The sequence below is a fragment of the Haloarcula sp. CGMCC 1.2071 genome, assembly GCF_037078445.1.
GTDB classification, from domain to species: domain Archaea; phylum Halobacteriota; class Halobacteria; order Halobacteriales; family Haloarculaceae; genus Haloarcula; species Haloarcula amylolytica.
The window spans coordinates 35,427-61,341 of the sequence record NZ_JAYMGY010000012.1 but is presented as its reverse complement, the minus strand read 5'-3'; the positions used below and the strand labels follow the sequence as shown (position 1 = coordinate 61,341).

Annotated in this window: 31 protein-coding genes, 1 tRNA gene and 4 pseudogenes; 28 read left to right on the top strand and 8 right to left on the bottom strand. The window is 55.5% G+C overall.

From position 1 onward, the window contains the following. Nucleotides 1–130: 130 nt before the first annotated feature. Nucleotides 131–250: pseudogene (locus VI234_RS21355) on the bottom strand (DUF7557 family protein); the annotation flags it as partial. Nucleotides 251–350: 100 nt separating this feature from the next. Further along, complete coding sequence (locus VI234_RS17410) at nucleotides 351–1,031, bottom strand: potassium channel family protein (protein ID WP_336330725.1); 681 nt, start codon at nucleotides 1,029–1,031, stop codon at nucleotides 351–353. Nucleotides 1,032–1,208: 177 nt separating this feature from the next. On the opposite strand from VI234_RS17410, the gene VI234_RS17405 reads away from it, so the two are divergent. Together VI234_RS17405 and VI234_RS17400 are read left to right on the top strand one after the other, a co-directional pair. Next, nucleotides 1,209–1,709: a macro domain-containing protein gene (locus VI234_RS17405; RefSeq protein ID WP_336330724.1), complete on the top strand. Its 501-nt coding sequence runs from the start codon at nucleotides 1,209–1,211 to the stop codon at nucleotides 1,707–1,709. Between the two features lie 62 nt (nucleotides 1,710–1,771). After that, a complete protein-coding gene (locus VI234_RS17400; RefSeq protein ID WP_336330723.1) occupies nucleotides 1,772–2,923 on the top strand; it encodes a mandelate racemase/muconate lactonizing enzyme family protein in 1,152 nt (383 codons plus the stop codon). A gap of 108 nt (nucleotides 2,924–3,031) precedes the next feature. Here VI234_RS17400 and VI234_RS17395 read toward each other — a convergent pair. Next, nucleotides 3,032–3,106, bottom strand: a tRNA-Met gene (locus VI234_RS17395). Between the two features lie 185 nt (nucleotides 3,107–3,291). Continuing rightward, nucleotides 3,292–4,221 carry a sugar phosphate isomerase/epimerase family protein gene (locus VI234_RS17390; RefSeq protein ID WP_336330722.1) on the bottom strand — a complete coding sequence of 310 codons (930 nt, stop codon included), beginning with the start codon at nucleotides 4,219–4,221 and terminating at the stop codon, nucleotides 3,292–3,294. A gap of 300 nt (nucleotides 4,222–4,521) precedes the next feature. Here VI234_RS17390 and VI234_RS17385 point away from each other — a divergent pair, with 300 nt between their 5' ends. Then, the gene (locus tag VI234_RS17385) at nucleotides 4,522–6,036 is read left to right on the top strand and encodes a lipopolysaccharide biosynthesis protein (protein WP_336330721.1); all 1,515 of its coding nucleotides are present in this window, start codon (nucleotides 4,522–4,524) and stop codon (nucleotides 6,034–6,036) included. Between the two features lie 383 nt (nucleotides 6,037–6,419). Here the strand turns inward: VI234_RS17385 and VI234_RS17380 are convergent, their stop codons facing one another. Next, complete coding sequence (locus VI234_RS17380; protein WP_336330720.1) at nucleotides 6,420–6,737, bottom strand: RPA12/RPB9/RPC11 RNA polymerase family protein; 318 nt, start codon at nucleotides 6,735–6,737, stop codon at nucleotides 6,420–6,422. Between the two features lie 442 nt (nucleotides 6,738–7,179). On the opposite strand from VI234_RS17380, the pseudogene VI234_RS17375 reads away from it, so the two are divergent. Beyond that, nucleotides 7,180–7,437 (top strand): annotated as a pseudogene (locus VI234_RS17375) (RNA-guided endonuclease InsQ/TnpB family protein); the annotation flags it as partial. 846 nt (nucleotides 7,438–8,283) lie between these two features. On the opposite strand, the gene VI234_RS17370 reads toward VI234_RS17375, so the two are convergent. Continuing rightward, the gene (locus VI234_RS17370) at nucleotides 8,284–8,856 is read right to left on the bottom strand and encodes a hypothetical protein (protein WP_336330719.1); all 573 of its coding nucleotides are present in this window, start codon (nucleotides 8,854–8,856) and stop codon (nucleotides 8,284–8,286) included. A 100-nt stretch (nucleotides 8,857–8,956) separates the two neighbouring features. Between VI234_RS17370 and VI234_RS17365 the strand changes: the two genes are divergently transcribed. The 19 genes and pseudogenes from VI234_RS17365 to VI234_RS17275 all read left to right on the top strand — a co-directional run bounded on the left by VI234_RS17365 (nucleotide 8,957) and on the right by VI234_RS17275 (nucleotide 21,753). Beyond that, a complete protein-coding gene (locus VI234_RS17365; protein WP_336330718.1) occupies nucleotides 8,957–9,898 on the top strand; it encodes a DUF6610 family protein in 942 nt (313 codons plus the stop codon). Between the two features lie 251 nt (nucleotides 9,899–10,149). Then, nucleotides 10,150–11,082 carry a hypothetical protein gene (locus VI234_RS17360; protein ID WP_336330717.1) on the top strand — a complete coding sequence of 311 codons (933 nt, stop codon included), beginning with the start codon at nucleotides 10,150–10,152 and terminating at the stop codon, nucleotides 11,080–11,082. A gap of 1 nt (nucleotide 11,083) precedes the next feature. Then, nucleotides 11,084–11,821 carry a hypothetical protein gene (locus VI234_RS17355; protein ID WP_336330716.1) on the top strand — a complete coding sequence of 246 codons (738 nt, stop codon included), beginning with the start codon at nucleotides 11,084–11,086 and terminating at the stop codon, nucleotides 11,819–11,821. Between the two features lie 562 nt (nucleotides 11,822–12,383). Further along, nucleotides 12,384–13,229 (top strand): DUF6884 domain-containing protein, encoded by an 846-nt coding sequence (locus VI234_RS17350; protein WP_336330715.1) that lies wholly within the window; start codon nucleotides 12,384–12,386, stop codon nucleotides 13,227–13,229. A gap of 193 nt (nucleotides 13,230–13,422) precedes the next feature. Next, a complete protein-coding gene (locus VI234_RS17345; RefSeq protein WP_336330714.1) occupies nucleotides 13,423–14,640 on the top strand; it encodes an ABC transporter substrate-binding protein in 1,218 nt (405 codons plus the stop codon). Nucleotides 14,641–14,794: 154 nt separating this feature from the next. Then, a pseudogene (locus VI234_RS17340) lies at nucleotides 14,795–14,931 on the top strand (IS701 family transposase); the annotation flags it as partial. Between the two features lie 108 nt (nucleotides 14,932–15,039). Beyond that, the gene (locus VI234_RS17335) at nucleotides 15,040–15,720 is read left to right on the top strand and encodes a hypothetical protein (RefSeq protein WP_336330713.1); all 681 of its coding nucleotides are present in this window, start codon (nucleotides 15,040–15,042) and stop codon (nucleotides 15,718–15,720) included. Nucleotides 15,721–15,755: 35 nt separating this feature from the next. Then, nucleotides 15,756–16,220, top strand: coding sequence for a hypothetical protein (locus VI234_RS17330; RefSeq protein WP_336330712.1), 465 nt, complete (start codon nucleotides 15,756–15,758; stop codon nucleotides 16,218–16,220). Between the two features lie 38 nt (nucleotides 16,221–16,258). After that, on the top strand, nucleotides 16,259–17,026 hold the full coding sequence (locus tag VI234_RS17325) for a hypothetical protein (RefSeq protein ID WP_336330711.1): 768 nt from the start codon (nucleotides 16,259–16,261) through the stop codon (nucleotides 17,024–17,026). Next, complete coding sequence (locus VI234_RS17320) at nucleotides 17,023–17,550, top strand: hypothetical protein (protein ID WP_336330710.1); 528 nt, start codon at nucleotides 17,023–17,025, stop codon at nucleotides 17,548–17,550. Before VI234_RS17325 ends, VI234_RS17320 begins: the two co-directional genes overlap by 4 nt. A gap of 601 nt (nucleotides 17,551–18,151) precedes the next feature. Beyond that, nucleotides 18,152–18,505: a DUF7344 domain-containing protein gene (locus VI234_RS17315; RefSeq protein WP_336330709.1), complete on the top strand. Its 354-nt coding sequence runs from the start codon at nucleotides 18,152–18,154 to the stop codon at nucleotides 18,503–18,505. Nucleotides 18,506–18,606: 101 nt separating this feature from the next. Beyond that, a pseudogene (locus VI234_RS17310) lies at nucleotides 18,607–19,491 on the top strand (IS1595 family transposase). A gap of 159 nt (nucleotides 19,492–19,650) precedes the next feature. Continuing rightward, nucleotides 19,651–19,941 carry a hypothetical protein gene (locus tag VI234_RS17305; protein WP_336330708.1) on the top strand — a complete coding sequence of 97 codons (291 nt, stop codon included), beginning with the start codon at nucleotides 19,651–19,653 and terminating at the stop codon, nucleotides 19,939–19,941. Further along, nucleotides 19,938–20,252: a hypothetical protein gene (locus VI234_RS17300; RefSeq protein ID WP_336330707.1), complete on the top strand. Its 315-nt coding sequence runs from the start codon at nucleotides 19,938–19,940 to the stop codon at nucleotides 20,250–20,252. Before VI234_RS17305 ends, VI234_RS17300 begins: the two co-directional genes overlap by 4 nt. Then, nucleotides 20,243–20,449: a hypothetical protein gene (locus tag VI234_RS17295; RefSeq protein WP_023842910.1), complete on the top strand. Its 207-nt coding sequence runs from the start codon at nucleotides 20,243–20,245 to the stop codon at nucleotides 20,447–20,449. Before VI234_RS17300 ends, VI234_RS17295 begins: the two co-directional genes overlap by 10 nt. Continuing rightward, nucleotides 20,446–20,685, top strand: a complete 240-nt coding sequence (locus VI234_RS17290; RefSeq protein ID WP_336330706.1) for a hypothetical protein — start codon at nucleotides 20,446–20,448, stop codon at nucleotides 20,683–20,685. Before VI234_RS17295 ends, VI234_RS17290 begins: the two co-directional genes overlap by 4 nt. 57 nt (nucleotides 20,686–20,742) lie before the next feature. After that, the gene (locus VI234_RS17285; RefSeq protein WP_336330705.1) at nucleotides 20,743–21,108 is read left to right on the top strand and encodes a hypothetical protein; all 366 of its coding nucleotides are present in this window, start codon (nucleotides 20,743–20,745) and stop codon (nucleotides 21,106–21,108) included. A 233-nt stretch (nucleotides 21,109–21,341) separates the two neighbouring features. Next, nucleotides 21,342–21,545: a hypothetical protein gene (locus VI234_RS17280; protein ID WP_336330704.1), complete on the top strand. Its 204-nt coding sequence runs from the start codon at nucleotides 21,342–21,344 to the stop codon at nucleotides 21,543–21,545. Continuing rightward, a complete protein-coding gene (locus VI234_RS17275) occupies nucleotides 21,538–21,753 on the top strand; it encodes a hypothetical protein (protein WP_336330703.1) in 216 nt (71 codons plus the stop codon). The genes VI234_RS17280 and VI234_RS17275 overlap by 8 nt, the downstream gene beginning before the upstream one ends. 179 nt (nucleotides 21,754–21,932) lie before the next feature. On the opposite strand, the gene VI234_RS17270 is transcribed toward VI234_RS17275, so the two are convergent. Further along, nucleotides 21,933–22,430, bottom strand: a complete 498-nt coding sequence (locus VI234_RS17270; RefSeq protein WP_336330702.1) for a hypothetical protein — start codon at nucleotides 22,428–22,430, stop codon at nucleotides 21,933–21,935. A gap of 193 nt (nucleotides 22,431–22,623) precedes the next feature. On the opposite strand from VI234_RS17270, the gene VI234_RS17265 reads away from it, so the two are divergent. From VI234_RS17265 to VI234_RS17245, 5 genes are all read left to right on the top strand, one after another. After that, a complete protein-coding gene (locus VI234_RS17265) occupies nucleotides 22,624–23,310 on the top strand; it encodes a hypothetical protein (RefSeq protein ID WP_336330701.1) in 687 nt (228 codons plus the stop codon). A 57-nt stretch (nucleotides 23,311–23,367) separates the two neighbouring features. Continuing rightward, nucleotides 23,368–24,267, top strand: coding sequence for a transcription initiation factor IIB (locus VI234_RS17260; protein ID WP_336330700.1), 900 nt, complete (start codon nucleotides 23,368–23,370; stop codon nucleotides 24,265–24,267). Between the two features lie 74 nt (nucleotides 24,268–24,341). Then, nucleotides 24,342–24,728: a hypothetical protein gene (locus tag VI234_RS17255; RefSeq protein ID WP_336330699.1), complete on the top strand. Its 387-nt coding sequence runs from the start codon at nucleotides 24,342–24,344 to the stop codon at nucleotides 24,726–24,728. 85 nt (nucleotides 24,729–24,813) lie between these two features. Then, the gene (locus tag VI234_RS17250) at nucleotides 24,814–25,110 is read left to right on the top strand and encodes a ribbon-helix-helix domain-containing protein (protein ID WP_050007919.1); all 297 of its coding nucleotides are present in this window, start codon (nucleotides 24,814–24,816) and stop codon (nucleotides 25,108–25,110) included. Next, nucleotides 25,100–25,387, top strand: a complete 288-nt coding sequence (locus VI234_RS17245) for a type II toxin-antitoxin system RelE family toxin (protein ID WP_004966184.1) — start codon at nucleotides 25,100–25,102, stop codon at nucleotides 25,385–25,387. Before VI234_RS17250 ends, VI234_RS17245 begins: the two co-directional genes overlap by 11 nt. Here VI234_RS17245 and VI234_RS17240 read toward each other — a convergent pair. Continuing rightward, nucleotides 25,366–25,755 carry a hypothetical protein gene (locus VI234_RS17240; RefSeq protein WP_336330698.1) on the bottom strand — a complete coding sequence of 130 codons (390 nt, stop codon included), beginning with the start codon at nucleotides 25,753–25,755 and terminating at the stop codon, nucleotides 25,366–25,368. The two genes, VI234_RS17245 and VI234_RS17240, sit on opposite strands and share 22 nt — an antisense overlap. Nucleotides 25,756–25,915 lie beyond the last annotated feature (160 nt).

The window sequence follows — 25,915 nt, the reverse complement described above, 5'->3', positions numbered from 1 at the left end:
ATTCAGCCACTTCGTACTGAAACAGACACGATTACTGTGCTGACTACCACTCTAAATCTTGCACTGCCAGACTCACCAAGTGGTATTAGATACTGCCGTTTCGGTGTGTTCGATAAGAGCGTCTACTATTTTATTCAGACTTGAAGAGTGGCAATTCCTCCGTCTCATAGATATTGATGAGTTCGGTGATGATCTCGTCGTAACTTTGGTCCTCAATACGCATTGCGTCGAGTCGCTCAACTGTTTTTTCCGTTGACTGAGATTTCGGATAACCTTTGTAGCTCCTTCAGGAAATAATAACCCCTTTCCACCTAAGAACGAGCAGCAGATCTTAACGATACGTGTTGTGATTAGTGCGTTGCTGGATTGGGTTCCGGATCGAGAAGTGCTATCCCCTCATGAACTGCCTTGCGTTCACCCATTATCGTTAGATGCTGGCCTTCGTCGACACTTTCATCGAGATCTGGGAAATGGGCCTCTCCTTCTGCACCGACAGCGATGATGAGGCACTGTTCGGGCAACTCCGAGTCGATCTCAGTAAGGGGTTTTCCGACAAATGTGTCGTTTGTCACAGGGACTTCCTGAAGATCCCCCTTTCGGCCAAGATCCTCTGTCCAGCGTGTTAAGGCAGGTGATTCGATATATCCATCCATGAGTCGCGCTGTTGCAATAGAACGAGAAATCGTTTGTATCCCAAGCTCCTCAAAAGGCTCTTCGTTCGATGGTTGGTTAACTCTCGCAAGTATCGTGTCGACATCGAACTTCGTCTTCACGAGTTGCGTTGCGAGTAAGTTCGTGTCGTCATCGCCAGTCGCAGCAATGACAATATCGGCGCGATCTGCCTCACCAGTACGGAGGGTACTGAGATCCGTCCCGTCGCCGTGTATGACCTGATAGCCTTCGGAATTGAGTTGGGCGACCTGCCCCTGGTCCTCTTCGATGATGAGGACAGAATCACCACGAAACTGGAGCCGGTTAGCAATCTGACGGCCCACTTGTCCACCGCCGATAATACGAACTACGTAACTCATATGGTATTTTGCAAAGTATGAAGGCTTATTTGCATATAGTCGAGTGTATTTGCAGTTTTTAGTCCCAGACAAAAACAGCTTCCGTTTCGAGTGTGAGTCCACCAAATATCTCTGCCTCTGAATCGGCGAAAGGGTGAATTGAAAACTGATACCCTTGCTGAGTAATGAGCGAAATGTATGGAGTTCTCTATTGTCTTTGACGATATAGCGGAACAGGAAGCTGACGCACTCGTGAATGCTGCCGAAACCAGCCTGGAAATGGAGGGAGCTGTTGCTGATGCCCTTCAATCGGCTGCAAACGGACCGATTACTGAGACTGCGCAATCTGAAGCACCCTTGCCACTCGGCTCTGTTGCTGTGACAGAGGCCTATGACCTCGACGCAACTTATCTCATTCACGCGGCTGCAACACCGAGCTATGGAAGTAGTCAAGCATCGGCTGCGAGCATTCGGGCTGCAACCAATGCGGTCCTCTCTGAAGCTGAACAACTTGGCTGTCAATCGCTGGTGATGCCAGTTATCGGGACTGGGACTGCCGGGTTCGAATTCAAAGAAGGTGCGCATATCGTCTGTAAAGCGATTGCTGCACACGAGTCGTTTTCACTGGACGACGTCCAAGTCATTACGAACATCGAACAAGAGCACGACTACCTCAAACGGATTGCTGCAAATATCTGATCTGCCGGGTAACCAATCGTCATTTCTTTATCCATAGCTTGAACAGGTATCTAGGTATTCCTATGGAAATAACCAATGTCGAAACATTCGTTGTTGATGCAGACTGGCGCAACTGGTTCTTTGTCCAGGTCGAGACTGATGAAGGGATTACTGGCGTCGGTGAGGCCTTGAGCGGTGAGGGACTCACAGCTGCCCTCGAAGAGACAGCAAAGGCACACCAGCATTATCTCATCGGCGAAGATCCGCTGAATCGCAAGAAGATTAACCGACGGTTGACCCGGTACCCGTTCGCATGGCGGGCGGGAAAGCTCATTAACGCCGTCGCAGCAGCGTTCGACATCGCGCTGTGGGACATCGCTGGCAAGTACTACGACGAACCAGTCTGGAAGCTGCTGGGCGGGAAGGTCCACGACGAAATCCCAGTCTATGCGAACGGCTGGCACATCGGTGAACGGACACCTGAGAACTACGCTCACCACGCGAAACGAGCCGTCGAAGAGCAGGGATATCCCGCGCTGAAATGTGACCCCTTTGCACACTACGAGCATTCTCTGACCGACGATCAGATCGAAGAAGTTGCCGACCTCCTCGAGGCCGTTCGAGAGGCCGTCGGCTACGATATCGGGATTGCATTGGACTGTCATGGCCGGTTCACTCGGCGTGGTGCGATCGAGGTCGCAGACGCTCTCGAGGAGTACGACATCATGTTCCTCGAAGAGCCGGTCGAACTCGAAGACCGTGAAGTGATGGCCGATGTTACTCAGCACGTCGATATGCCCGTCGCGACAGGCGAGCGCATCTATAACAATGAGACGATGGAAGACCTCGTCCGCAAGCAAGCCTGTGATATCATTCAGCCAGACGTGACCAACTACGGGAGCCTTCAGGAGGTCCAGCATGCCGCCGCGATAGCCAAATCACGGTACATGACGATCGCCCCGCACAACCCGAACGCTGGTGTCAGTACTGCCGCTTCGCTGCATCTCTGTGCGGGCCTCGAAAACCTCGAAGTGCTGGAACATATGAGCCGAGACGTTGACTGGGGTGAGGAAATCGTCGACTATGACTGGGAAGTCGAAGACGGTGCAATCGAAGTGCCTGACAAACCCGGTCTCGGTGTCGAATTCGATCCGGAAGCGGCACGGGACCACCCCGGTGAGCCAAAAGATAGTCATAGTCTCTTCGACGCTGAAGGCGCACTCAAGCGGCCCTGACACCGACCAACGTTCTGTGTCACCGGAGTCCTGTCTGTACTTGTCATCATTTATTTTTCGTATAAATTTTGGATGATACGTGAACAGGGCTGAAGCGATAACTAGTCATAGTAGAGGGTGAATTTGAATCCCCGATCTCCGGGTCATGTGCCCGGCGGAATCTTCAGGCTATCCTACTCCGCTGTCTTATCGATGTGTGTTAATGCCGATAGATATCTCGTTTCACCACGAGCGATGCGCTTCATTTGGTGGTCACATGAGATGAATACAAACGTTGCGCCTGAATATGATTTTGATATATATGCCAACCGATAACTGGGTTTGTTCACGTCACGTTACTATTATTATTTTCAAATGTTTTGATACACTTAGGAACTTCCGGTCTGATGAACCGGCCCGATACTAGTGGTCCGCTCTCCGAGCATCCGATCGGAGAATCGTCTCCCAGCCTTAATTTTGTCCTCGGGAGGTAAGTCAAGTTCATTCTCATAAACGACCCAATCAATACCGGCGTCGTCCGCAGCTTCGAGAATGTATTTCATATCCACGACGCCCTCTCCGTGTGGAACGCTTTCGTAATCGCTGAACCCGGTGCCCGGAGCCACGTCACGAAGATGGAGCATCTTAGTTCGCCCGTCAAGCAATGAGAGCGCCTCAGTCGGCATAACACCGCCGGCGTGAAGTTCGGCGGCCTCCAGTTCGAACCAGATGGTATCAGGATCTGTCTCCATGATAAGATGCCAGAACGGCGTCTTTCGAGAGACGTCCCCCGCGTGTCGGGACTGAAGTCTCCGCCCTGCTTCCTGAATATAGTCGGCGACTCTGTCGGGTGCCGGTGTCACGTCGATGAGCGTCTCAACAGTGTTCGGCAGCAACGGGGACAACCACCGACGATCGTTATGGAGGCCCAGCTCGAGTCCACGCTGGTCTAATGCCTTCGCCACATCATTCAGTCGGTCCACGAGCGCGCGAACGGACTCGCGGGTGTGAAAGTGTGTCGAATTGGGGTGGGCGACGATGAGCCGCTTACAACCGATGGTCGCGCACCGTTCCAACAGATCGGCCTCACCAGCGAGAGCGTTTTCGATAGTGGTGAGGTCTGCGTGTACTGCGACTGGTTTGATCCCGGTCTCGTTGAGTACAACGGCGATGTCCTCTGAGGATTCCTGCTGAAATCGATGGGCGAACTCAACGCCGTCGTATCCGGTCGCTGCGACACGACGAATGATTTCAGAAAGTGAATCCGGGTGTGACCGAACGCTATACAGCTGAAAAGCGATGCCGGAAAATGTCATCATAGATATTGTTTGGAAATAGATGCCAATTAGTATATAGCTCCTACTGGCCCGATCGTTATCTGATCAAACTCTGAGCTCAGTTGCGGGGATTCGTTTCTATGATGACGATACTGAGCGGTCAAAACACACCTTTCAGCAGTCGCAGCTATCTATAGGAACGTATCGCAGTTGCAGTCGTACACTCTCAAGTAGGATCTATCTATAATTTAGTATGACGCATATATCTATATTTACTGTCTGATGCTGTACCCGTATGGAACCGGAGTGGAATAACATCGTTTGGAATGGAGGCGTTTTCAGATGGCGATGAAGGACCGACTCCGAGAACTTTTCCAGACACTGGTTCCCAGGGGCTCCGTCTTCCAGCAGGCCGCGAAAGGGGGGATTTGGATGACAGTAATCCGAGCCTTCAGTCAAGGCTCGAATCTCTTGATGCTCCTCATCCTCGCGCGGTTGCTCTCCCCACGCTACTTCGGCATACTTGGTATTGCGATGTTGACACTCAGCGCAAGCAAGAGATTCACAAATATTGGAATAAACACTGCGCTCGTCCAGCAGAAAGCAGAGGATGTCGACGAGTATCTGAACACAGCGTGGGTGTTGAAAATTAGTCGGGGAGTCCTGATCGGGGTTGTCCTGTTCCTCACAGCGCCGTTCATTGCGCGTTTTTTCGGCGAAGCGAACTCTGGGCTGACGACTGTTATCCGAGTTATAGGCCTCTCGCCTCTGATATATGGGCTACAGAACCCTGCTGTCGTCTATTTTCAGAAGGACCTCGACTTTCATAAAGAATTTATTTACCAAACGACCAGTAGTTTTGTCCAGTTTTGTGTTGGCATCGGGTATGCACTGGTCAGTCCGACAGTGTGGGCGCTTGTCGCCGGGTTCATAAGCGTGAACGTATCGAAAGTAGTGCTGTCGTACGCTCTTCACGACTACCGTCCATGGCCATCGGTTGACCGGGGGGCACTGTCAGAACTCATCGATTATGGGAAATGGATCACAGGATCGTCCATCACACAGTTCATTCACAGCGAAGGTGACGATGTGTTCGTTGGGTGGTTCCTGTCTGCGACCGCTGTAGGTTTCTACCAATACGCACACAAGATCGCCGATATGCCCGCCACTCAATTTACAGAAGTAATCTCGACAGTCACCTTCCCAGCGTATTCGAAGTTGCAGGATGACCCTGCGGCGCTCAGAGATGCAGTGTTTGGCACGACTCGACTTGTTGCCGTTGTCGCCTTTCCGATTTCGGTGGGGATGGCACTCATCGCACCGTCGTTTGTCCCTGTCGTGCTCGGTGAAGAGTGGAAACCAATGATTCTCCCTCTCCAATTGCTGTCAGTCTTCGGGCTTCTCCACGCTATAACGCGTCATTTTGGTGGCGTGTTCAACGCACTCAATCGTCCCGATTACAATATGAAACTCGATACGATTCGTATCGTTTGTCTTGCAATTGTTATTTGGCCGGCGACAGCGCGGTGGGGTCTCGCAGGGACAGCAGGTGCTGTCATCGGCGTCTACCTCTTTCCGATGTTTCCCCTTGATGTCTACGCTGTTTCGACGCTTCTCAAGACTCACCCCCGGAATATATTATTCGAGTACGCTTATCCGGCAGTTGGGGCGGCGGTAATGTTCGGAGGTATTTGGTTCATGCATACCCTTATTACGGTCTCCCCGCTGGTGGAGCTGATCCTGACTGTACCGGCAGGGGCCGTCGTGTACACCCTTTCAGTACTGTTGCTTGACACTTTATTCAGTTGGGGAATCAAACAGGATCTTCGGCACGTCGTCGCCGAAGTACAAAGCTAGTAACAGCGCCATGCACCACTGTATGTATTTTTTGTTTGTATGTTTTTGTCAGTGCCGTCGAGTGAGACGGAATTAGTTGATTCCCACACTTGGACGACCTCGCTAGCGAACGGATGTTCGTTATTGGCAGCATGGATTCCTGCTGATCGGCAGCGTATGGCAGTCGGAGCCAATGATCTAATAATAAGCGGATACCCGCGTCCCCCCCTGATCCGGGCGGGTTTCGACCTGTTATCTCAACGAAAGTCGGTACTGGTGCCCTCCCTCGATAGGGTCCCCGAGTAGGGCTTCAATAGTCGTTTTGTACGGGGCGACCGTCTGCCGAGGCATCAAGATCACGTGTTCGGCAGAAAAAACACCCCTGGAGTTCGCAAGATACACCGTCAGGACTCGCGCCACTTGTGGCCGCACTCGACGCAGGTAAACAGCCGAACCTCGTAGGAGCCGCCCGGCTTCGGTAGCATCTCGTAGGAGGCCCGGTCGCTGTTACAGTCGTCCGCCGGACAGGGCTCCTGCATCGTCTCGGTGGAGCCCTGGGTCGCGTCGGCCACGGCGGGGGCCCCGTCGTCCCGCTGTCCATCCTGTGTCGCCATCGCCGCTTCTGCTTGCGAGTCCCGTGACTCCTCGTTCTCACAGGAGCGACACACCCACGTGTCGCCCTCCGTGTGCATCATCGAACCACACTCGTCACAGAATTTCATATACGGTACGGATACTCGGTTGTCAGATATATGTGTTAATTTCCGTTTCGTCGTGGATTTCAGGCAACCGTGCATACTGACTGTACAGAGCTATCGAAGAGGCAATAGGAAATGTTTGATTTTGCTCGACATTTATCAACGGGCCACGGTGTGCAATAAATATGGCTCAGGTTCTCGGGAGGGCAGTGGACGTCAGAGTTATCGGAATTATAGAATTTCAAGGCGAATACACCCGCCTTCCCGTGAGGAGGGAGTGTTCCGACGACTGTCGGAACCAAGCGACGAACAGGCGGGTGATGCAGCCGACACTGTAACAAACACTCCACTTGCTACACCACTTCTGGATATTCCACAGTATCAAACAGTGGCAACTCATAACAATCTGTGACGGATGCCGACAACACGCCGTACCTAGGTCTGCCGCATCCAGAACCACTCGCAAGTGGCAGGTGCGCTGGACAGACACGGCTGGTCGGCATCCAAACTCTGGAACGTCGCCAACTACTACGCCCGGCAGCAGTGGGACGAAACCGGCAAAATCCCCGATGAAGGCGAACTCAAAAACGAACTGAAAACCCACCCAAAATACACGGGACTGCACAGCTAGTCCAGCCAGAAAGTTCTCGAAGAGTTTTCTGAAGCGTTCAGTTCGTGGTTCGGCTCCGACGACGACCGGGACAACCCACCGGGCTACCGCAAACTTGACCTCCTCCCACGCCTTCAGGCGTGGGATTCCCGCGGCACCGCACCGCTAGGTTGGGAGTTTCAGGTTTGTAGCCAGGTCGGCATGACCGGACTCCTGGCGGGGCCAAGCCGCCGTTACTCCTATCCCCGGTATGGGGATTCAGAGTTACCGTGTGTCGGAATCCACAGCTAGCGGCCCGAAAGGGATTCTTTTGGACGTAGCGTGGCCCGAATCCCGATATTATCCGTTTATCTGGGCGGCTGATCCGCCTCGGTGTGGTCATGCATACGGTGTCACCGGTTATAAAACTCCGGCTGAGTGAGGCTACAGGCGAAGCTGCCGGGTTGTCGGCTTCATCCACACCCCTGAAGGGGTGGGCTTTCGCCTTGCTCCCGCTGTAACTACTACGATGACATCCTCCGCGCCGTGAACGGCGCGGTTTCCCCAACCGCACGTTTGGGGTCGGGCGGGGTGTACTCCGGTTCGCGCTCAGTGCGTAAGCCCCGTGAAGGGTGTGGCGTGTTTGGTGTCCCTGAAGGGACACGGTATCTCCTTGCACAGCGTCCGATACTGCATCGGACTCGTCCCCGCCGTTCGCGGTCGGGGACGCACTGGCCGTGCCATCGGCCTGCCTGTCCGTTCTGCCACAGTGGACAGCCTCGCACGCCGGAGGGGTTAGATTGTGTTGTGCCGTCGCCCCATTCCGTGTTGCAGGCGTAGGGGTAGTGTAAGCACCGTCTGGTACGTGTCGGCGGGGAGGACCCCAACTGGTTCCCGGATTAGTTTCGACGATTGAGTTACTCTACTGTACGACCCCGGCGGGAATAAATACGGGGAAAGCGGAGTGAAAGTGGACGCGATTCACGCCCACCGTGAACGGCGGGATTCTCTCGCTGTCAAAGATAGCCATCGCCATCCAGCACGCTCGTCGGTGTCGTCTTGGACGGACTGCTCGTCGCTGTCCTCGGTCGTCGTTTGGTTGAATATCTGAGTCCTCTCCGACTGTGTCTGGATGTGGCTAGACTCCGAACGAGAGGCATTGCGAGACTGCCCGTTGGCCTCCGTTTCGCCCTCGACTTCTTCGGTGATCGGGACCTCGCTCTGCAATGCAAGCACTCTGTGGGAGTCCGTTTCGGGACTGCTTGCTGGCTCTTGGTTCGCTGACTCTGGCAGGTTCAGGCGTCCCGTCTGCTTGATATCGATTTCGCAGAACGAGCACACTGTCAGGAGGTTCGTGGTCTTGTTTGTCCCGCCGTTCTCGGCGGGGATTCGTCGCACGACCTCCAAATCCTCCGCAGGGAACCGCGTCCCGCAGTTGGTGCAAGTGTTGTTGTCCAACTGCTTCCGGAAGACGATCCGGTACGCCCAGTCTGGCGGGTAGTCGCCCCGGTAGCTGTCAGGGTCGTCGTACTGCGATTCGATGCCTTCCTTCATTCTTCTCGACACTTCCGCCCGTCTCCGTATTTAAGCCGCGGGGTCGTTTTGTGCCGCGCCTGCCAGCTGGGCGCGCCGGTCGGTGCGCTCGGTGTTTTCCATGTCTTCTGAGGCTCGACACTCTTGGTCAGCGGCGGCTGTCGGCGATGCACAGCAGGCTGAGTATATCGGGTTCCTCCATCGCGAGCCCTTCGTAATCGATGCTTACCGGCTTGGGTTCGCCGTCGGCGTTCGCGAGGACTACACCTACCAGTCCAAACTGCGGAACGTCGACGTCCCGATTGAGATTCTAGACAACGACTTTCGGAATCCTGACCTTGACCAGTATATCGAGCGCTTCGAGCAGTACGAGCCATCGGTCGGGATGCTTGGCGACGCATACGACCGGCAGGAAGCGCGACGGTATAACCAAGCCGCACGGGAGCTGAAACGGAAGTTTCCGGGGACAGAGGTTATCATCGTCCCGAAGTGCCGCGACGCAATCGACGTGATCGACGAAGACATCATCTTGGGATACCCGATGGGCTACTCCGACCAGACCGCCGACGAGTACACGAATATTGTGGACTGGCGGGGACAGCGAGTGCATCTGCTGGGAGCGAGTCCGACGAAGCAGTATCCAGTGATTGAGGAGCTAACACAGCCGCGTGTGACCGGTGAAGAACCAGCCGATATCGTTGGCGTCGACTGGAATGGGGTTCACCTTGCAGCACTTCACGGCGAGTACTTCTCACCACACGGCTACGGGAGTGCGGACCACCTTTCGATACGGGAGACGGTTCAACAGAGCTTGCGGCACATCAGGTCCTACTGGAAATCGCGGGGGGTGTGGCCGACCGTGGAGACAGACCGGACCCCGCTAACAGCGGAACCGATGGACTCTGTTTGGGCTGCTGACGGTTCGAGAGCGACTGTGAGTGGCCTTGAGGATGCGATTGTCGTTGAGTACGAGAACGGACAGACGCTCGCGTACCGGAGCCAACACGAGCGAGACAGGGTGGAATACCGGGCAGGACTCACTCCTACCGGGGTCTACGGATAGAACAGGTACCACTACTGGGGTTCTTACCGACCACAGTGAAGCAGTATTGTCTGAGTTGTGTCATAACCACTGGTGATGAATACAGGGCGCTTATTTGTCGCATCATTACACTCAAAACTGCTGACGAGCAATCGCAAAGTACAGGATTGGTCGTATTCATGATGGTTTCTTACGGGTGACCCATTTGAATTCAGGAAGTAATTACAGCGTCAATTATTTTGCACCCGGATTCTATAGCTCGAATAAGACAGATGTCTGAGTCGCTACCGGCGGATGATGACATCGGTGACTTGGGGCCGCCGGAGTATCTTCTGTATCGGGTGGCTGCGGAACGTCACGAGCAGGATGGCCGTGAAACGGGGCGAACCCGTATCCACAAACTTTGCTGTTTAGCTGATCGGCTGTTAGCGCAGGAATACGACCGGGAAGTCGGCCTGCCAAAGTACTGGTACAAGTACGGCCGTACCATCTCCGAAGCTCATCTGAATTCAGCGGTCACGTACAGGCCAAACGCGAACCACTTCGGTGGACAGGCGTACTATCCGGCCGACCAAGTCAGCGAATCCGACTTCGATCACCTGTCGGAAGACCTCAAAGACGACATCTACAACGCGGTTCAGTCCGTAGTCACTGAACACGGCGACAAAACAGCTGAGGAACTGGAAGAGTACCAGTACCAGAACTTTGCCCCAGACGATTTCGTTATCGCATATGCTGATTTGCGGTGGTACTTAAACACGGTTTCGCAAGATGAAGATCAGCACAGGCTGAGCCAATTCGTCGCCCCCCATGAGAAGACCCGCATGGAAGAACTCCTTGATGAGATGCTGGCGAACTTCGACGAGGAGCGTTACTCGGAAATCCACGACATCTACCTTGATTGGGACGATACGATGCGCCTGTTGGTCGATATCGGACGAAGCCCGAGAGAACTCCATGACTTCACAGAGGCCTTCATCGAGGGGGCCGCACGAATCATTCTCCGCTTCGAGCAGCACTCGAATATTGATTCGGAAGCGCTTGAGGACTGGCGTGAAGAGAAGAAAAAAGTGCGCAGAGATCTCCAGAGCCGGGTAACACAGAAGCGGAAGGAAGCCCTCTCAGAAAGACAGTCCACCTCGGCTTTAGACAGCGTAGCTGATTCGTACAATACGGCTATCTCTGAGGAGCTAGACAACCTATAGAATGGCGGACAACGCCTTCCTCGACAAGGGAGTCATCCTCGGTTTCTGTTTCTTTACTGACCCCCACCATAGAGAATGTAGGAGGTACTTGTTCAGTGGCGAAACAGAGTATTACGCTACGGAACAGGTTGAGAATATATTCCGAAATGCGAAGGATTCAATTATCGAGGAGCACCGGAGAGAGGTTCTCCGGAACATCCAACAGGTAAAGGTCAATTACCAGGGGGAGTTAACTGAGGGTGATATCGAGGAGATTCAGTCGGAAATTGACCGGGATGAAAATTCGGCATGGAGGTATTTAGCGGATTTCTACGATAATAAAGCCGGAAGAGATGTCTATGAAGTTACTAATGAATTGCGGGAGGTGATTCGTGAGATAGAACAGCGAGCCGAGGCGCGAAAGGAGACACTCTACTCAACGTTCCAAGGCTGGCTGAGGATTAGTTCGCATGAATCGGTACAGGACGAATTGACTCAACTCCGAGCTCAAGATGAGGAAGATTTTTGGATTGTAATCGACGCTCACGATGTCGCCACAAATATGCCGGGAGAAACAGAGTTAGCGACAACGAATCCAGCAGAGTTCGCTGATGACCAGATCAGAGAGGAAGTTTTGGGAGCAACAGCCATCGATAATATCCAATTAGTGTTTGTTTCAAGAGACTACTCGCCATCAGCACTCAGGAATAATTCAAGTGACGGCAGCGTCTCGACGGACGTATCTGGCGACGATACCTGACCAGTTCAAGCACCAAGTCCGTAACGCGTTCCCCGCTGAATTTCGGTGAGAGGGGCGAGCTAAGTGCGCACACCTGTTATCGGCTATTCCACAATTCATTACATGGAACGAACAATAGCCTCCTGCGGAGTGCATCCTCTCCGTACCAATATCAGATACTCTATGATTATTTCACCAGATTAGGCAAGAGCCACACCTGAGCAGCCGTGTATCCCGTATAGCCGCAATTTTGTGACTCCCTGTAGGGCGAGGGAGTTCCAGTCATGAGCGCGAAACTGACACAGGAGTCTGCACCACAGTACAGTTGCCCGAATTGCGGTTGCACGAAGGCGCGAGACTACGGAAACGACAGTACGAGAGAATGCTCCGGATGCGGACGGGATGCCACGCCAGTCCGGAAGAACTACCGTGCGATTCTGGATCCAAGCAAGATTATATCTGAGTCAGTTGACGCACCTTCGGACCACCCAGAAGCACATCTGCCCGAAGCGTTGCCAGACGGCCACAACTACTGATTCTGGCTCCTAATTTTCTGACTCCCGGTGGGACGAGGGAGACATAGATGACGACCACACAGACTGAGCGGATCCGTGGCCGCTTCGCACTCATCGGATGCGGCGACGCGAAAACCGACGATCCAGCTGAGGCTCGTGACCTCTACACTTCGTCGTACTTCGCGGTCAAGCGATCATATGCTGAGGCGGCTGTCCAGTGGGCTCGAACCGCTGACCGGCGAGCGAACACCTGGGCGGTTCTCTCTGCAGAACACGGGATCTTGATGCCTCGGCAGACGGTCGTCCCGTACGATACAACCATCGAGGACCTGCGCGACGACCCCATCGAGGGAGAAGCCAATTATCGGCTGTCGTCAGGGGAACAGGTCGAAACCCGCCTTGACCGCTGGGCGCTCTGTATCCACTCGTCTCTCGGTGATTGGCTCCGGCGGCCATACGCTGCTGATCAACAGGAGTCACCCTGTCGGGAGTTAGTCGTTCTGGCCGGCAGCGACTACGTCGACGCGCTGCGTGAGCGCGACATCTTCGACAGCCGACCAACTGCGATTCGGACTGGGCGAGAGACCTACACTGCTCTTCCCCCGAAAGCGACAGTTCGCTTCCCCTTCCAAGAGCGTGACTTCGACGGGATGTTCGACCAGATGGACTGGCTCTCAGACCGCGTCGAAGAACTCTCGTCGGCAGCGGCTCCAGCCCGACGATCAGAACTCTCGGCCTTTGACGGGGGCTTCGAGCGCGACTCTGCTACGTGGCAAACAGACCATAGTGGCGTCGACGTCGAGGGGACTGAGCAGGCAGGGCTGGATGCATTCGAGAACGTCCCTGAGCGGTTCCTTGCCACGAGACAAACGAGTCTTGCGACCGACGGCGGGGAGAGGGAACAGGATGGATAACACGCAAACCCACGATATTGAGCGAGCCCGGCGGTCACCGGATTATAATACTGTCAGCTGTAATTTCTTAAGCAATATTGCTACTCCGGGGTAGCGAATATTTTCGTGAAGGTCCAGCCAACAGTATGAGTGATTGTTGGCAACAAGCTATGTAGACAGTAACAGTTATATACTTTTAGGTTAGCCTAAAAGCATGGCACCAGATGTAACCACATACGAGATTCCAACACGCAGAGACATTGTCAAGGGGAGCGGTACAATCGTCGGTGGCAGTCTCCTCGCTGGATGTTCGGGAGATAATGATCCGGCATCCACTTCGACCGACGCAGACGAAACCATCGAAGCCCAGACACCGACCGAAGACGAGTCGTATTCGGTGACGATATCACCTGTCGGGTCGGTCGAATTTGAGGACCCACCACAGAGCATCTTCACCGTCCTCGTCCATCACGCTGATATGGCACTCGCACTCGGGTACGGTGACTCCATTAACGCCATGTTCACCGACGAAGATTTCGATAGTCTCTATTCGTTATTTCTTGAACGTCTTGATGGCGTTTCTGTCGACTGGTCGGATCTTGCCAACTCCTGGAATGCGGGCAAGGAGATGCTCTATGACCTCGATAGCGACATTCATCTCACAGATCCAGCGTACGTCGTGGCGCAGATGGATGGCTGGGACGCAACGGATATCAAGGAAGTCCGCAAGAACATTGGTCCGTGGTTCGGAAACACACTGAGCGGGCAGCACAGCGAAGCCCCACAACCGTGGGCCAACGAGTACCAGTACTATACGCTCTGGGAAATCTTTGAGAAGGTATCGAAGGTGTTCCGGGAAGAACGACGGTATCAGGAACTTGCAGAGATCCACTCTAATCTCGTCTCAACAATCCAGTCAAATCTCCCGCCACAGGATAAGCGTCCACGGACAGCACACGTACACATCGCACGGACCGGCCTAAGCGATGGTATTTGGGCATACAGCCTGAATGCACCGGGATTCTATCGCTCAAGTACTCGACCGCTCAAAGCAAACGATGCTTTCCCGGACCTGCAACGGTTCCAACGGATCGATCGCGAAACTCTCGTTGCGGCCGATCCAGACGTCATTCTCCGTACCGGTTCGATGGGAGAGCGTGGAAACTGGGTCGAAATCGAGAACGAACTCAAAAGCGATCCGGTAACGCAAGAGATTCCAGCGGTTGAGAACGATCGAATACATCCGCAGGCGATCCAGTACGAAGGCCCGATTCTGAATCTCTTCCAGTTGGAAATGGCCGCAAAGGAACTGTATCCCGAGCAGTTCGGTGAATGGCCTTCGTACGATGGAGGCCAGTATCCCGACTTTTCGCCCGATGAACAACTGTTCGACCATCAGCGCGTTGCGAGCATCATCACCGGCGATTTCTGACGGAGTGGCTGTCAATTGCCAACGTTTTCTTGTGCAGGTCTGCAAGCGGAATGACTACCGCTCGCTACGGCATACTCATACTGTTGGCTGTAGCTATCGTAACTTCGCTTTGCACATTGAATTAGGAGCGTGACGTAGGTGGTGACAAAGACGGATGATGCCGATCACGGACTTCCTGTCGTGTACGCGCGATTTTAGTACGACTCGTTGTCACCGGCACAATGCCGCCGCGCGAAAACCTATGCTGCAGGTCCTGTTGCGGCCAACAACAAGACCGTTACGGGCGTTGCACCGAGGTTCTTCTAGCCAGCGGAAAACAATCCTCAACCAACACTCATCGCTTCTGTTGGTTAACGCACTGAGTCAGGCGATTTTTCTGTTCCTCTGTCGGGTGAGAGGATGACGGAAACTGATCCGACTCAGACGCAGGACGGACAGCCAGACCAGCAAGCCGGCTTCGACTTCAGCAAGCCCAGTCAAGAGCACGAGATCGAGGTGTCGTATTCGTGGGGGTATGTCGACACCATCTACATGGACGACGACGGCGAACTCGTCCGCTCACAGGATACCGACGGTTACTATCGCAATGATGAATCGTTCGAGTGTACCTGCGGGGAGACATTCGGTTGCGAGAGCAAAGCAAAATCCCACATCCGAAGCGAGGGCTTCCAAGGCCCGCCGGTGCCGGTCGCCGGCCATCCAGAAGCATTGCGTTGGGACAACGAGCCGATGACCGACTTCGGGGGGAATGTGGAATTCATTCCAGACGTCGCTAACACCGCCGCCAAAGTTGTCGACGGGGCTGACTACCTGATCGCAACGGCCCGGACAACACTGACGCCACCAGCGGACTACGAGTTCGATAGCTGGGAGCCACTGCAATCTGGCCGCCTGTCGAACCACCACGGCGACCCACTGTTCTCGGCACGGCTCTTGTCGAAGGCTATCGCGACGCTTTCACCCGGCCACCAGTACGTTCCAGACCGCTACACCATCTACTTTCGTGGACACACAGCACTGTACTTGGAGGGGCCGAGCGACGGCATCATCATTGCTGAACGACTCCCCGACCTCGACTGAGACGGCGGTTTTCTGTTCCTCTGGTGGCTGAGAGGATGACAGAACCAACCTCCAAAGCCCGTGATGGATCAGCCACGAACAGTAACGAATCGACCGTCGACGAGCAACCAATTCCAGTCGTCAAGCCACCATCGGCGTTTGTCTGGCAAGATGAAGTGGTCCCCGCGCTTGATGGGGCTATCACCGTTCGCCCGGAATCTGCCCGGTATCCGATAGCCGCACAGGTTGTCGACGGCGCTGAGTATCTTGTCGCAACGGCCCGAGAAACGTTCACTCCCCCAGCTGGCTACCAGTTCCAGTCGTGGGACATACTCCAGTCTGGTCGCCTTGCCTTCCGGTCAGGCGACCCACAGTTCCCACCAGCCGACGTGAGCCGTGCAATCGCAACGCTTGCCAAGCATCCTGCGTATCAGCCTGAGCGGTTCACGATCTTCTACCGAGGGTGCGAACCAGTGTATATCGAAGGTCCCGACGCCGGCATTGTCATAGTTCCCTGGTAACTCGATAGCGATTTTCTGTTCCTCTGGCGGGTGCGAGGATGTCCACACACTCAGCATCGACGCGAACACAGTCGTTTCAGCATCGCCCGCCAGCAGACACAGGGGAGTGTTCCTGTCCGATTCACGCCAACGGTGACCCGTTCACCGCACCCCTCGGGATTCGATTTGCCGATCACGTCACCGTGGAGCCAATCGACAGAGAGACCGCGGCCGCCGTCTACGAGGCCCACCACTCCTACATGGGGTCGCTGCCGTCGGTCAACCTCGCTCATCATGGGCTGTACTTTCAGGACTCGCTAGTCGGGGCTATCACGTACCGCTACCCGCTCATATCGAAGAAGCGAATCCGGTACGGCGTCGACGGTCAGCTCTGTCCCGAGCCCGTCGAGATCGACAGTCTTCCAGCGGAGATTCGAGCGACCGCCCGGCGGGTGCTTCCATCGACGGACACACCAGTCGTTGACAGCGAAGTGGTATCCGGCGACTCGCTCGTCGAGGCCGCGCGTATCTGCATGGGCGTTCGGATGCCAAACCTCGCGTCGGCGGCGCTAGCCCGCTCACAGGAGCGATTCTTGCAGAGTGACGACCGTGACACTCGCTTCTTGTTGACGTGGGTTCGCTCGGACTACGACGGGGCGATGGTTCGAGCGCTGCAAGACAAGGGCTGGACGTGTACGGGCTACCGAGAACCGGGGCAAGCAAGCAACCGCGAGAACAAGCCGATTCGTGAACAGTATAAATGGCGCTTTCTCTGTCCCGTGGATACTGCTCGCGAGCAGTCAACACTTGCACGGTGGTCCCAGTGACCGACGTCCAGCCCGAGGCAACGGCTGAGTGCTGTCGGTTCTGCGGAGAGAGGGCTGATATCTCCGGCGAGGCGTACACCTACGTCCGGTGGCCCGACGAGGTCGACCGAGAAGACGGCGTGTTTCGGTTCACGATTTGCCGGGCGTGTGCGCTTCAGGACCGCGATAACGTTGAGCAGGCCGCTTCGCTCTTCCACGAGGCAGATCGAGACCATCTCGTCACCTGCGATGTCTGTGGAGCTGTAGGGTGCCGGACCGCCAGCACTCGCCGGCCAGCGGCGGAGACGTATCGGCTCGCAAGTATCATCTCCTGGTCGGTGAGTATCAACGGCTTCGGCGGGGCAACGCACTCTTGTAGTGAATGTAGCCCTATCCTGCCGGTCGACTGTGTGAAACGTCCTGACCGGACATACGACGACGGAGCGCCGTGTCTCGTCGAGCCCCCGTTTGACTCTGGTGGGAGGACAGCAGGCGATGCTCCAGCAGACAGTACACAGGTCGAGATCGGCGGGTGGACTGGGTAGCCGGCGGTAGTTCCACGAAACCGGTGGGCCTAATCAGTTAATGAGCAGTACAGATTATAGCCGTAGCAGTGAATTCTCATATGATAGAGAGAGTTAAATACACCTCTCAGTTATAAGACTCAGTGACCGTGTGGTGGTAAGATCGCCACCCCTACGTGTTACGCAGTCCGATTATGACCTCTCGATCAAATGCTAATCCCACAGATGCGCCAACAGATAATTTCGAATCAGCCCTCAAAACACTCATTTTGGAGTCGTTCGCAGAGGGGGTCGCTATCGAGGGCATATGGGAGGTAACTCCTCCATCATCGGTCGTCCCCAACTGGCGAATTACCATCGAGAAGACCGACAACGCAGACACCCCCAAAGACGAGTCTACGTTCCTTGACGAATAGGCAGATCCCCGTAGCACTCTGTCTCAGTAGATTCTGATACGTATCTGTAGAGGAATCAGCTCCACCGACTATCTCCCCAGTATGTAAATAGAGCTACTAATACCGAGTATTTATATACTGACCGACTGAGTTTTAAAAATACACCGCTGAAGTAGGCCAATACCGACAGGAAGCGGGTGATGGGTAGGCGAGGTATGGAGATAACGATGACAAAGACACAACACACTGCCAACGAAGGAAGTACTGACTCCAATCTATCTGTGACGACTATCTTCGAATTACTCACGAGCGAGCGCCGTCAACGTGCGTTGCAGTATCTGACACAGGCAGTTGGTGCTGTCCCGATTAGCGACCTCGCCGACCAACTTACACTCTGGGAGGGCGAACACACCCGCGAGCAGTACGAGCGGGTCTGTACCAGCCTCTTCCACGTTCATCTCCCGAAGATGGCCGACGCTGGAGTCGTACAGTACGACCCAGCATGCGAGACAGTCTACCCACAAGAGGCCATTGAGCAGATCACGCCCTACCTCGAACTGGCCGGACTCTCGGACAGTTAGTAGAGATATACTGTCTTCGCTCATGCGAAGTAGATTGTTGATAGCGAGAGCTGCGGCTGAAAGTCGAAGAGGGCAAGGGCACCGCGCCAGCGGTGCCCGATATGTTCCCAATAAGTCGATTCGTGTCGGAATCGGCTGCAGCGGACCTGCTACAACAGGTTCGCTGGCGTGATGGTGTCGAGTGCCCCCGCTGCCGTTCTGACCTGACGGTCAGAAACGGCAGCTATCGAGAGTATCAACGGTATCTGTGTAAGAATTGCGGTCGGACGTTCAACGACAAGACCGACACGATCTTCGCTCACTCGAAGCTTTCGCTGAAAGAGTGGTACTTCACAATATACGTGTTCTTACGATTCAACACGAGCATTCGCCAGATCGAGGCGGAACTCGATCTCTCGTACAGAACGGTGAGACGGCGCGTCGATCGCTTCGCCAGCGCGCTCGACGCGCCCTCGATCACACTGTCTGGACCGGTCGAAATCGACGAAGTGTACGTCTCTGCCGGTCTCAAAGGCCGCGAGCGCGACCAGGAGTCGCGCTCGCGTGGCCTGTCCACGCGTGGGCGAGGATCGTACGATGGCGACAAACCGCCGGTGTTCACGCTGGTCGATCGTGGCTCGGACGATCGGTACGTCGTGCCAGCGAAATCCGTCGACAAATCGACCGTTCGACTCCTGCTTGCTGACCATAGTGAGGAGTCGCTGACCGTCTATACGGACGGATTTCGAGCGTACGAACCGCTCGAAGAAGACGACGCATTCACCCGCAAATACGTCGTCCACGGCGACGGAGAATACGCTGACGGCGATATCCACGTCAACACCTGCGAGAGCCACGCGTCGCTGACGTGACGGTGGCTCTCGCCTCACCGAGGAGTGTCAAAAGACAAGCTAACGCCGTATCTCAGAGCCTTTCAGCTCTGCTGTGAACTCTACAGAAAACCAGGTGACGAAGCGCTCAAACATGCTCTCGACGCCGCCCTCTGAAAATCAACAACGTGCTTCACAAGAGCGTACTGTCTTTGTTCGGTACGTAGTTTTATTGAGCAGGTATTTCAGCCAACGCAGTAAGTAGAAAACTTCACCCACAGCAACAGCGTGCCCCAATTTTGTGTTCCTCTGGCGGGTGAGAGGATGTCTCGAAATATGTCCTGCCGTCGTTCGGAAGACCTGTCACAGCCAACCACCCCGAAGTTCGTCGAGTCCATCGCGACGACTGTTCGGGGGCAGTCCGGCAGCGCCGATATTCAAGCAGTTGTCCTCCGTGCGGTGGCCCGGCGCTCAGACAGCATCGACCTCCCGGACGTACTCGAACTTCGCTCGCTTCTGGACGTCGACGGTGAGCAGGCAGACACGCTAGAGGAACAGGTCACAACCATCATCAGCGCCATCGAAGCCGAACTCGCTGGCTGGGACCGCTGGGAGGTCGCTGCATGAACGCAGCAGGAACGGCCACGTTGGGCGACTTCGGTGCTGGTGGCCCACGCTCGGATGCGCTGATTGACACACAGAGCGCAGCACAGAAGGCCGCTGCGGGCGAGTGGGAATTTCTCGCCGCTGGCAACGACACGATCGGCTGGCACATTCCCGACACCGGAGCGACCGTCCTGCTCAAACACAGTGACGCTGGCTGGACGCTCGAACGGGCGACCAAACTGGTCGGGACGAGAAGCACACTCGACGCCGGGCTGGAGCTTGCCCGCTCGTACATGGCGGATCGACCAGAGGGAGCGTCGGCATGGCGATGATCGAGCGCGAGCAGTGGCGTCGCGAGGAACGCCAGCGAGTTGGGGCAGCACTGGCACGCGCCCGGTTCTGGCAGTCGGTTGCACCACACAAAATCAGCTTCTGGGACGCCGTCGACGAGACGCTTCTGGCTCACTACCCGGGCTGTCGGTACAAACGCAGGACGACACTCGATGACTTCCGAGAGGAGGATTCATGAGCGACACTCTTGACCCAATTCTTGATAAACTCCCGCCAGAGCGGTTGCTGGACGCCGACCATCTCCAACCAATCGTCGCCGGCATCAACTGTATGCACTCAATGGAGACGGTCCAGCAGTATCTCGCATACGAGAACAAGCACCAGAACCGGACGCCAGTGCAGTCTCGCCTTCGAGAGCGGGCACGCGAGATCCGTCGCGATGAATCGGATTCCGAGAAGCAAGCCGTCGCATAATTTCTGTGCCCCAGCGGGGAGAGGGGCGTCCCACGGAGGGCGTGCCGCCGACCGATTATGAGTAAGAACAAGACAGACAAGACGGCTGTACAGCAGTGCGACGACCTCGATATCGACCCTGATGCCGTGGATATCGGTGATGGACTGAAAACGACCGAGGGCACGTCTGCACTCGCCGTCGTCGGTGTTGACGCTGAAAAGGAGCGGGTGAAGGTGTACTCCCCGTCCGGCGAGCTGACGGTCAATCGCTGGGTGAGCATGGACCTGTTCAGCGTCCACTCCCCAAACGAGAACATCCAGACCGACGCCGACCGCGAGGCGTGGCTGAACGAGACGCTGCCGAAGAAGGCCACGCATATCGATAGGAACGTGTACCCACTCAGGTACGCTATCGACGAGGACGGGAACGTAATCGCGGAATAATCGAGGAGCCGTACCACCTTCTCTTTCGCTTTCTCTCACGCCCACGGTTCCCGAGCGCAAGCGCTCGGGGGACACGCTCCACCTTGGACCGGCAGGCCGGTCCGGCGGTCCCGCTTCAGGAGGCAGGCAAGGTTCATAGCGATGAATCGGATGCCGAGGAGCAAGCCGCCGTGTAATTTCTGTGCCCCAGCGGGGAGGGGGGCGTCCCACGGAGGGCGTGCCGCCGACCGATTATGAGTAAGAACAAGACGGACAAGACGGCTGCACAGCAGTACGACAACTACCCCGATCCCGACGCTATCGTTCACTTTGGCGATGTCTCGGAGGAACTGGTCAAGCTGATTGCGGAGACGTTGGAGACGTCTGAGTTCCTGTCGACCTCTCGCGACGAACTGCCCGAAACGACGCTGCTTGTCGAGGAGGTCGCAGATGAGTGACGACCACCTGTTCATCGTTGTTGAGGGCGTCGGTCCAGCAGATTTCCCCGAAAACGAGGCGAGTTCCAACAAGCAAGACGAGGTCGTTGCTCTCGCAAACGATATCCACGGCCTGATTCGTGAGGAGTACGGCAAAGAGGAGATCGAGGGCGTCATCCCGGTGGTCAATCCCAACGCCCACGAGCAGATGCAGGCGACCGAACTCTGACCGGGCAGTGAGAAGCAATTTCTTTAGCCACGGTGCTGGATGCAACGTCTGCTCAGTAAGCGTGCTTACTGATCGCTGAAGTTCATAACAATGATTGAATATTTGGGAGAAACGGTCCAGAAGAGGACACGCCAGTAATTTAGTAGGATTTGAAACAAAACATTCTGGCTACTGGCAATTCAGGAGTTCTGTTTTTCTTTCGCCCACTCAAGTGCGGGCTCAAACTCTTTGAATCCCTTCGTAAGGACATTATCAGCTTCATTTTTTTGGCTGATCGAGAGTCGTGCAATCCCATCAGCAACATAAGCTGTGAAGTCGACATCCGACTGTTCGGCTACATCGGTCCAATTGTCTCCGACATGGTCCAACACCTTGGAATCCATCTCTTCTACGCCACCGATGGTGACGACAACGCTCTCCATTTCTGGGTCACTGGCTGTCTCAACGTAGTGCTGTTCTGCCTTCTCCATATCGCCTGCTTTGATAGCTGCGGGCAGATCTTCGATCTTCCAGATTCCAACGCCGTCGTCTTCTTCGTAATCAACGTATTCGGATACTGAAGTTACCATCAAATTAATAATATTTGGCATCGCATAAGAATCAATCCCACAGATTCTCAACAACGATACTGGGAGTGACAGTACCTCCTGTGCCCGTTTTAATATCGCGGTCAGCATAGTGCGAACCCCCTGTACTGTGTATCATTTTTTGGAGAGTACAATGGACGGTTGGCATCTTCGACCATTCTACAGCCTGTGTTTTCCGCTTTAAGCCGAGAATAGCCGTCCGTTTCAACAACTCTAGTCACCGAATTTTCTGCGCCCCAGCGGGGTGAGGGGCGTCCCACAGAGGGCGTGCCGCCTGTTATTCATGGCTACCACAGAATCCCGTAGCGACGCCAGCAGCATCGACGAGAGTGAACTGGAGGAGGCTGACCCGAACAACCGGACCGTTCGGGCGCTGACCGAAGTCATGACCGTGTTAGACTCGATTGGTCAGGCACGAAACGCCGACGACCTCTTCCTGGTCAACTCCGGGTCTGGCTCAGAGTACCTTGTCGACACTCGAACAGAGAGTTGTGAGTGCAAGTGGAAGCAGTTCAACCCCGGCGAGGAGTGCAAGCACCAGAAGCGAGTCGCCTTCGCCACCGGCGAGCGACCTATCCCGCAGTTGGTGGACGACGACGCTCTCGACGACCAGTTTGGACTACACGTCGACAGCGAACCCCGCAAAGCAGTCGCTGACGGTGGAGTCATGCAGGTCCGGTTCGACGACGGCGGCGTCACGAACCCAACTGAGGACCCCTTGGCTGTCACCTCCGAGGACGAGCCACGCACGAAACGAGCGAAGCAGGAAGATATCGATGTTTCCTTCCTCGCAAAGCCCGGTCGCTACGAGGTCCATTCGGCGTCAGATAGCCGGTACGAGGTGGATGTGCTTGAGGAGACGTGCAGTTGTCCCGATGTCGCCGAGCGATGCAAGCACCGTCGCCGGGTCGAGATCGAGATCAACGCCCAGCGAGTCCCCCGCCCGGATGGAAAACTGCCAGACGCCTAACCGGGGGCCGCAGTGTGTTTTCTGCCCCTCTGGTCAGGTGAGAGGATGTCTCGAAATATGTCTTCGAAAACTGTCCAGACAGCGTTGTCTGCAGCTACGCCGGGTTGTCCCGAGTGTGGTGGCGAACTCGACAGTAGTGGCCGAGAGACGCACTGTGAGGACTGTGGCCTGGTGACCGACCAAGACCAGATCGACCGCAGGCCGGAGTGGCGGACGTACGACAAGGAGGAACAGAAACGAACGGGCGCACCTCGGACGGCCACTCGGCATGACCAAGGCCTGTCGACGAACATCGGAAGCGTCGATAGTGCAGACATCTCTCCGAGACGGCGTCGACGGCTTGCTCGCCAGCGACAACTCCACGGTCGGTCGAAGTTCACCAGCAAGCGCGACCGGAATCTCGCTCACGGGCTCGGTGAAATCCGACGCATCGCGAGTGCGCTGTCTGAGAGCAAGGCGGTGAAAGAGCAGGCAGCCACGTTCTTCAGGGAAGCCCAAGACAAGGACCTCCTGATCGGACGGTCGATTGAGGGCGGTGCAGCGGCCGCTGTATACGCTGCCTGCCGATGCAATGGCCTCGTGACGATGGAGACGGTAGCCGATGTTGCCCGGTGTTCTGCATCGCATATCTGGAACTGCTACCGGACGTTCTTGGTGGAACTTGACCTCCCGATTCCAGTGTCGCTTCCGGTGGACTGGGTGGCACGGATTTGTTCAGACCTTCCATTCAACGTTTCCCCGGAGATTCGCCAGCGGGCTCTCGAACTTGCAGAGCAGGCGACCGAGTCCACTGAGGTCAACGGGCGACCAGACGGTATCGCAGCCGGCGCTCTGTATCTCGCTGGTCAGGAGTCAGACATCCGGCTCACACAAGCGACGATCTGCGAGCCACTGGATGTGCATATTACGACGGCCCGGCAGTGGTTCCAAGAGATCGAGGAGCATATCGTTGAATGAATTCTCGCGACCGTTGTTTTGCGTGCCCCGGTGGGGTGCAGGGCGAGCCAGCAAGCACGTCCTGAGAGAGACATATGTCAGTTACTGATACTCCAGAATCGGCGGCACAGCACGACTCTTCGAGTGTTTTTGCGTCGGTCCCAGCGCCACGGTCGCCGACGAAGGTCGCATCGTTTGTCGAACGAGTCCTTGTCGAACTTCGCCACGAAGCGGTGGCTGCTCGGTACGTGACTGATCTAGACCAAGCCGGAGCGACGACAATCTGGTGTCGGGTCGAGCACACGCCGTTGGACGTCGACGCAGAGTACGTCCAGATTCGAGACGATCCGCGGTTAGGCGTTGGCGTCGAGCCGTGTTCGCAAGCGACGGTTCGAGAACGACTGTGCCAGTGTCTTGACCACGACCGGACTGGGCGCGTCGACGTTCGGCCGTTGGCCGGCGTCTCGATGAGTGGCGACTGATGAGGCGATACCACTACTCGACAGAGCAGCTGTACGTCTCAGAATAGGTGAAGAATTATACTACACCAGCGTATAGCATTTGTATATGTCTGATGCAGACAGCGATACCGGAAACGGTGGTCCAGAGATGGTACAAATAAACCTCCGATTGAGCAAATCGTTTCTCGAAGACATCGATGCAACGTGGCAGGAAGAGGGATTCAATTCACGGAGTGAGTTCCTTCGGCACGTCGCTCGGGATGCAGTGAAACATCCCGCATTTAGTCGGAGTGGGTGGAAACAGATCGCCGCCAGCGAGCATGATCTCCGGGCGGGTAATGCTGAACTGGTTTCGCGTGAAGAAGTCCGTGCGATGATGGATCAAGACGGTAATGACGAGTGACGCTGAGTGGACGTGGAAGTTCACTGAGCGTGCGACTGAGCAGTTTGGTGATCTCGATACGCACGTTCAGGATCGAATCGTTTCGAAACTAGACGAAGTTGTCGACTCAACATGGCGCGAGCCCAAGGACTTCCTAGAACCACTGACTGGCGGGCCGTTCTGGAAACTCCGAGTTGGAACGTACCGCCTTGCATGTGTGCTTGCACATGATGCCTCAGTGCTTGAAATCCACAGAATCGAACACCGGAGCGGTGCTTACACGGCTGACGACGACTGACCGTCGCTTGTTCGCTTTGGAAGGTCGAGATCGCCGAGGGTAGCGTGCTGGCGGAGACCACAGAGATGTGGGCAGACGGTCGTCGCCTGGAAGACTTCGCAGCTGCACCAGCCGGCGTGGATCCCGTTGGGATGCTCGGCGAGCGAGCAATTAACCGGACAGCCGCCGTCGACGGAGACAAGAAACAGGTCCGGGCGGCCGCCCTCCGTTACGTCGACACTGGCATCGAGGGCGGCGTTCCACGTTGCTGACCGACGCTGTCGGATCTGCTGGAAGTCAAGATCACGGGTGACACTGGGCTGGCGGGATATCCACTGGTCTGGGGACGAATACTCGCTAGTCGTGGTGGGGGACTCAGCTGTTTTCATGATGAGTCCTCGTACTAATACATATATTCTCAAACGGCTCTGTTGAAATCCTATTGTCTCGATATTTATCCTCTCGGACTATCCGTTAGTCAAGTACGCAAACTGATTGTTAGGGAAACTACTAGTGCTGATAGAAAATTATGCGAACGTGCTGCCTACA

Excerpts from the sequence above, each read along its gene's own strand:
- VI234_RS17410 (WP_336330725.1), bottom strand. The coding sequence starts at position 1,031 with ATGAGTTACGTAGTTCGTATTATCGGCGGTGGACAAGTGGGCCGTCAG.
- VI234_RS17405 (WP_336330724.1), top strand. The coding sequence starts at position 1,209 with ATGGAGTTCTCTATTGTCTTTGACGATATAGCGGAACAGGAAGCTGAC.
- VI234_RS17400 (WP_336330723.1), top strand. The coding sequence starts at position 1,772 with ATGGAAATAACCAATGTCGAAACATTCGTTGTTGATGCAGACTGGCGC.
- VI234_RS17390 (WP_336330722.1), bottom strand. The coding sequence starts at position 4,221 with ATGATGACATTTTCCGGCATCGCTTTTCAGCTGTATAGCGTTCGGTCA.
- VI234_RS17385 (WP_336330721.1), top strand. The coding sequence starts at position 4,522 with ATGGCGATGAAGGACCGACTCCGAGAACTTTTCCAGACACTGGTTCCC.
- VI234_RS17380 (WP_336330720.1), bottom strand. The coding sequence starts at position 6,737 with ATGAAATTCTGTGACGAGTGTGGTTCGATGATGCACACGGAGGGCGAC.
- VI234_RS17370 (WP_336330719.1), bottom strand. The coding sequence starts at position 8,856 with ATGAAGGAAGGCATCGAATCGCAGTACGACGACCCTGACAGCTACCGG.
- VI234_RS17365 (WP_336330718.1), top strand. The coding sequence starts at position 8,957 with ATGTCTTCTGAGGCTCGACACTCTTGGTCAGCGGCGGCTGTCGGCGAT.
- VI234_RS17360 (WP_336330717.1), top strand. The coding sequence starts at position 10,150 with ATGTCTGAGTCGCTACCGGCGGATGATGACATCGGTGACTTGGGGCCG.
- VI234_RS17355 (WP_336330716.1), top strand. The coding sequence starts at position 11,084 with ATGGCGGACAACGCCTTCCTCGACAAGGGAGTCATCCTCGGTTTCTGT.
- VI234_RS17350 (WP_336330715.1), top strand. The coding sequence starts at position 12,384 with ATGACGACCACACAGACTGAGCGGATCCGTGGCCGCTTCGCACTCATC.
- VI234_RS17345 (WP_336330714.1), top strand. The coding sequence starts at position 13,423 with ATGGCACCAGATGTAACCACATACGAGATTCCAACACGCAGAGACATT.
- VI234_RS17335 (WP_336330713.1), top strand. The coding sequence starts at position 15,040 with ATGACGGAAACTGATCCGACTCAGACGCAGGACGGACAGCCAGACCAG.
- VI234_RS17330 (WP_336330712.1), top strand. The coding sequence starts at position 15,756 with ATGACAGAACCAACCTCCAAAGCCCGTGATGGATCAGCCACGAACAGT.
- VI234_RS17325 (WP_336330711.1), top strand. The coding sequence starts at position 16,259 with ATGTCCACACACTCAGCATCGACGCGAACACAGTCGTTTCAGCATCGC.
- VI234_RS17315 (WP_336330709.1), top strand. The coding sequence starts at position 18,152 with ATGACAAAGACACAACACACTGCCAACGAAGGAAGTACTGACTCCAAT.
- VI234_RS17305 (WP_336330708.1), top strand. The coding sequence starts at position 19,651 with ATGTCCTGCCGTCGTTCGGAAGACCTGTCACAGCCAACCACCCCGAAG.
- VI234_RS17300 (WP_336330707.1), top strand. The coding sequence starts at position 19,938 with ATGAACGCAGCAGGAACGGCCACGTTGGGCGACTTCGGTGCTGGTGGC.
- VI234_RS17295 (WP_023842910.1), top strand. The coding sequence starts at position 20,243 with ATGGCGATGATCGAGCGCGAGCAGTGGCGTCGCGAGGAACGCCAGCGA.
- VI234_RS17290 (WP_336330706.1), top strand. The coding sequence starts at position 20,446 with ATGAGCGACACTCTTGACCCAATTCTTGATAAACTCCCGCCAGAGCGG.
- VI234_RS17285 (WP_336330705.1), top strand. The coding sequence starts at position 20,743 with ATGAGTAAGAACAAGACAGACAAGACGGCTGTACAGCAGTGCGACGAC.
- VI234_RS17280 (WP_336330704.1), top strand. The coding sequence starts at position 21,342 with ATGAGTAAGAACAAGACGGACAAGACGGCTGCACAGCAGTACGACAAC.
- VI234_RS17275 (WP_336330703.1), top strand. The coding sequence starts at position 21,538 with ATGAGTGACGACCACCTGTTCATCGTTGTTGAGGGCGTCGGTCCAGCA.
- VI234_RS17270 (WP_336330702.1), bottom strand. The coding sequence starts at position 22,430 with ATGCTGACCGCGATATTAAAACGGGCACAGGAGGTACTGTCACTCCCA.
- VI234_RS17265 (WP_336330701.1), top strand. The coding sequence starts at position 22,624 with ATGGCTACCACAGAATCCCGTAGCGACGCCAGCAGCATCGACGAGAGT.
- VI234_RS17260 (WP_336330700.1), top strand. The coding sequence starts at position 23,368 with ATGTCTTCGAAAACTGTCCAGACAGCGTTGTCTGCAGCTACGCCGGGT.
- VI234_RS17255 (WP_336330699.1), top strand. The coding sequence starts at position 24,342 with ATGTCAGTTACTGATACTCCAGAATCGGCGGCACAGCACGACTCTTCG.
- VI234_RS17250 (WP_050007919.1), top strand. The coding sequence starts at position 24,814 with ATGTCTGATGCAGACAGCGATACCGGAAACGGTGGTCCAGAGATGGTA.
- VI234_RS17245 (WP_004966184.1), top strand. The coding sequence starts at position 25,100 with ATGACGAGTGACGCTGAGTGGACGTGGAAGTTCACTGAGCGTGCGACT.
- VI234_RS17240 (WP_336330698.1), bottom strand. The coding sequence starts at position 25,755 with ATGAAAACAGCTGAGTCCCCCACCACGACTAGCGAGTATTCGTCCCCA.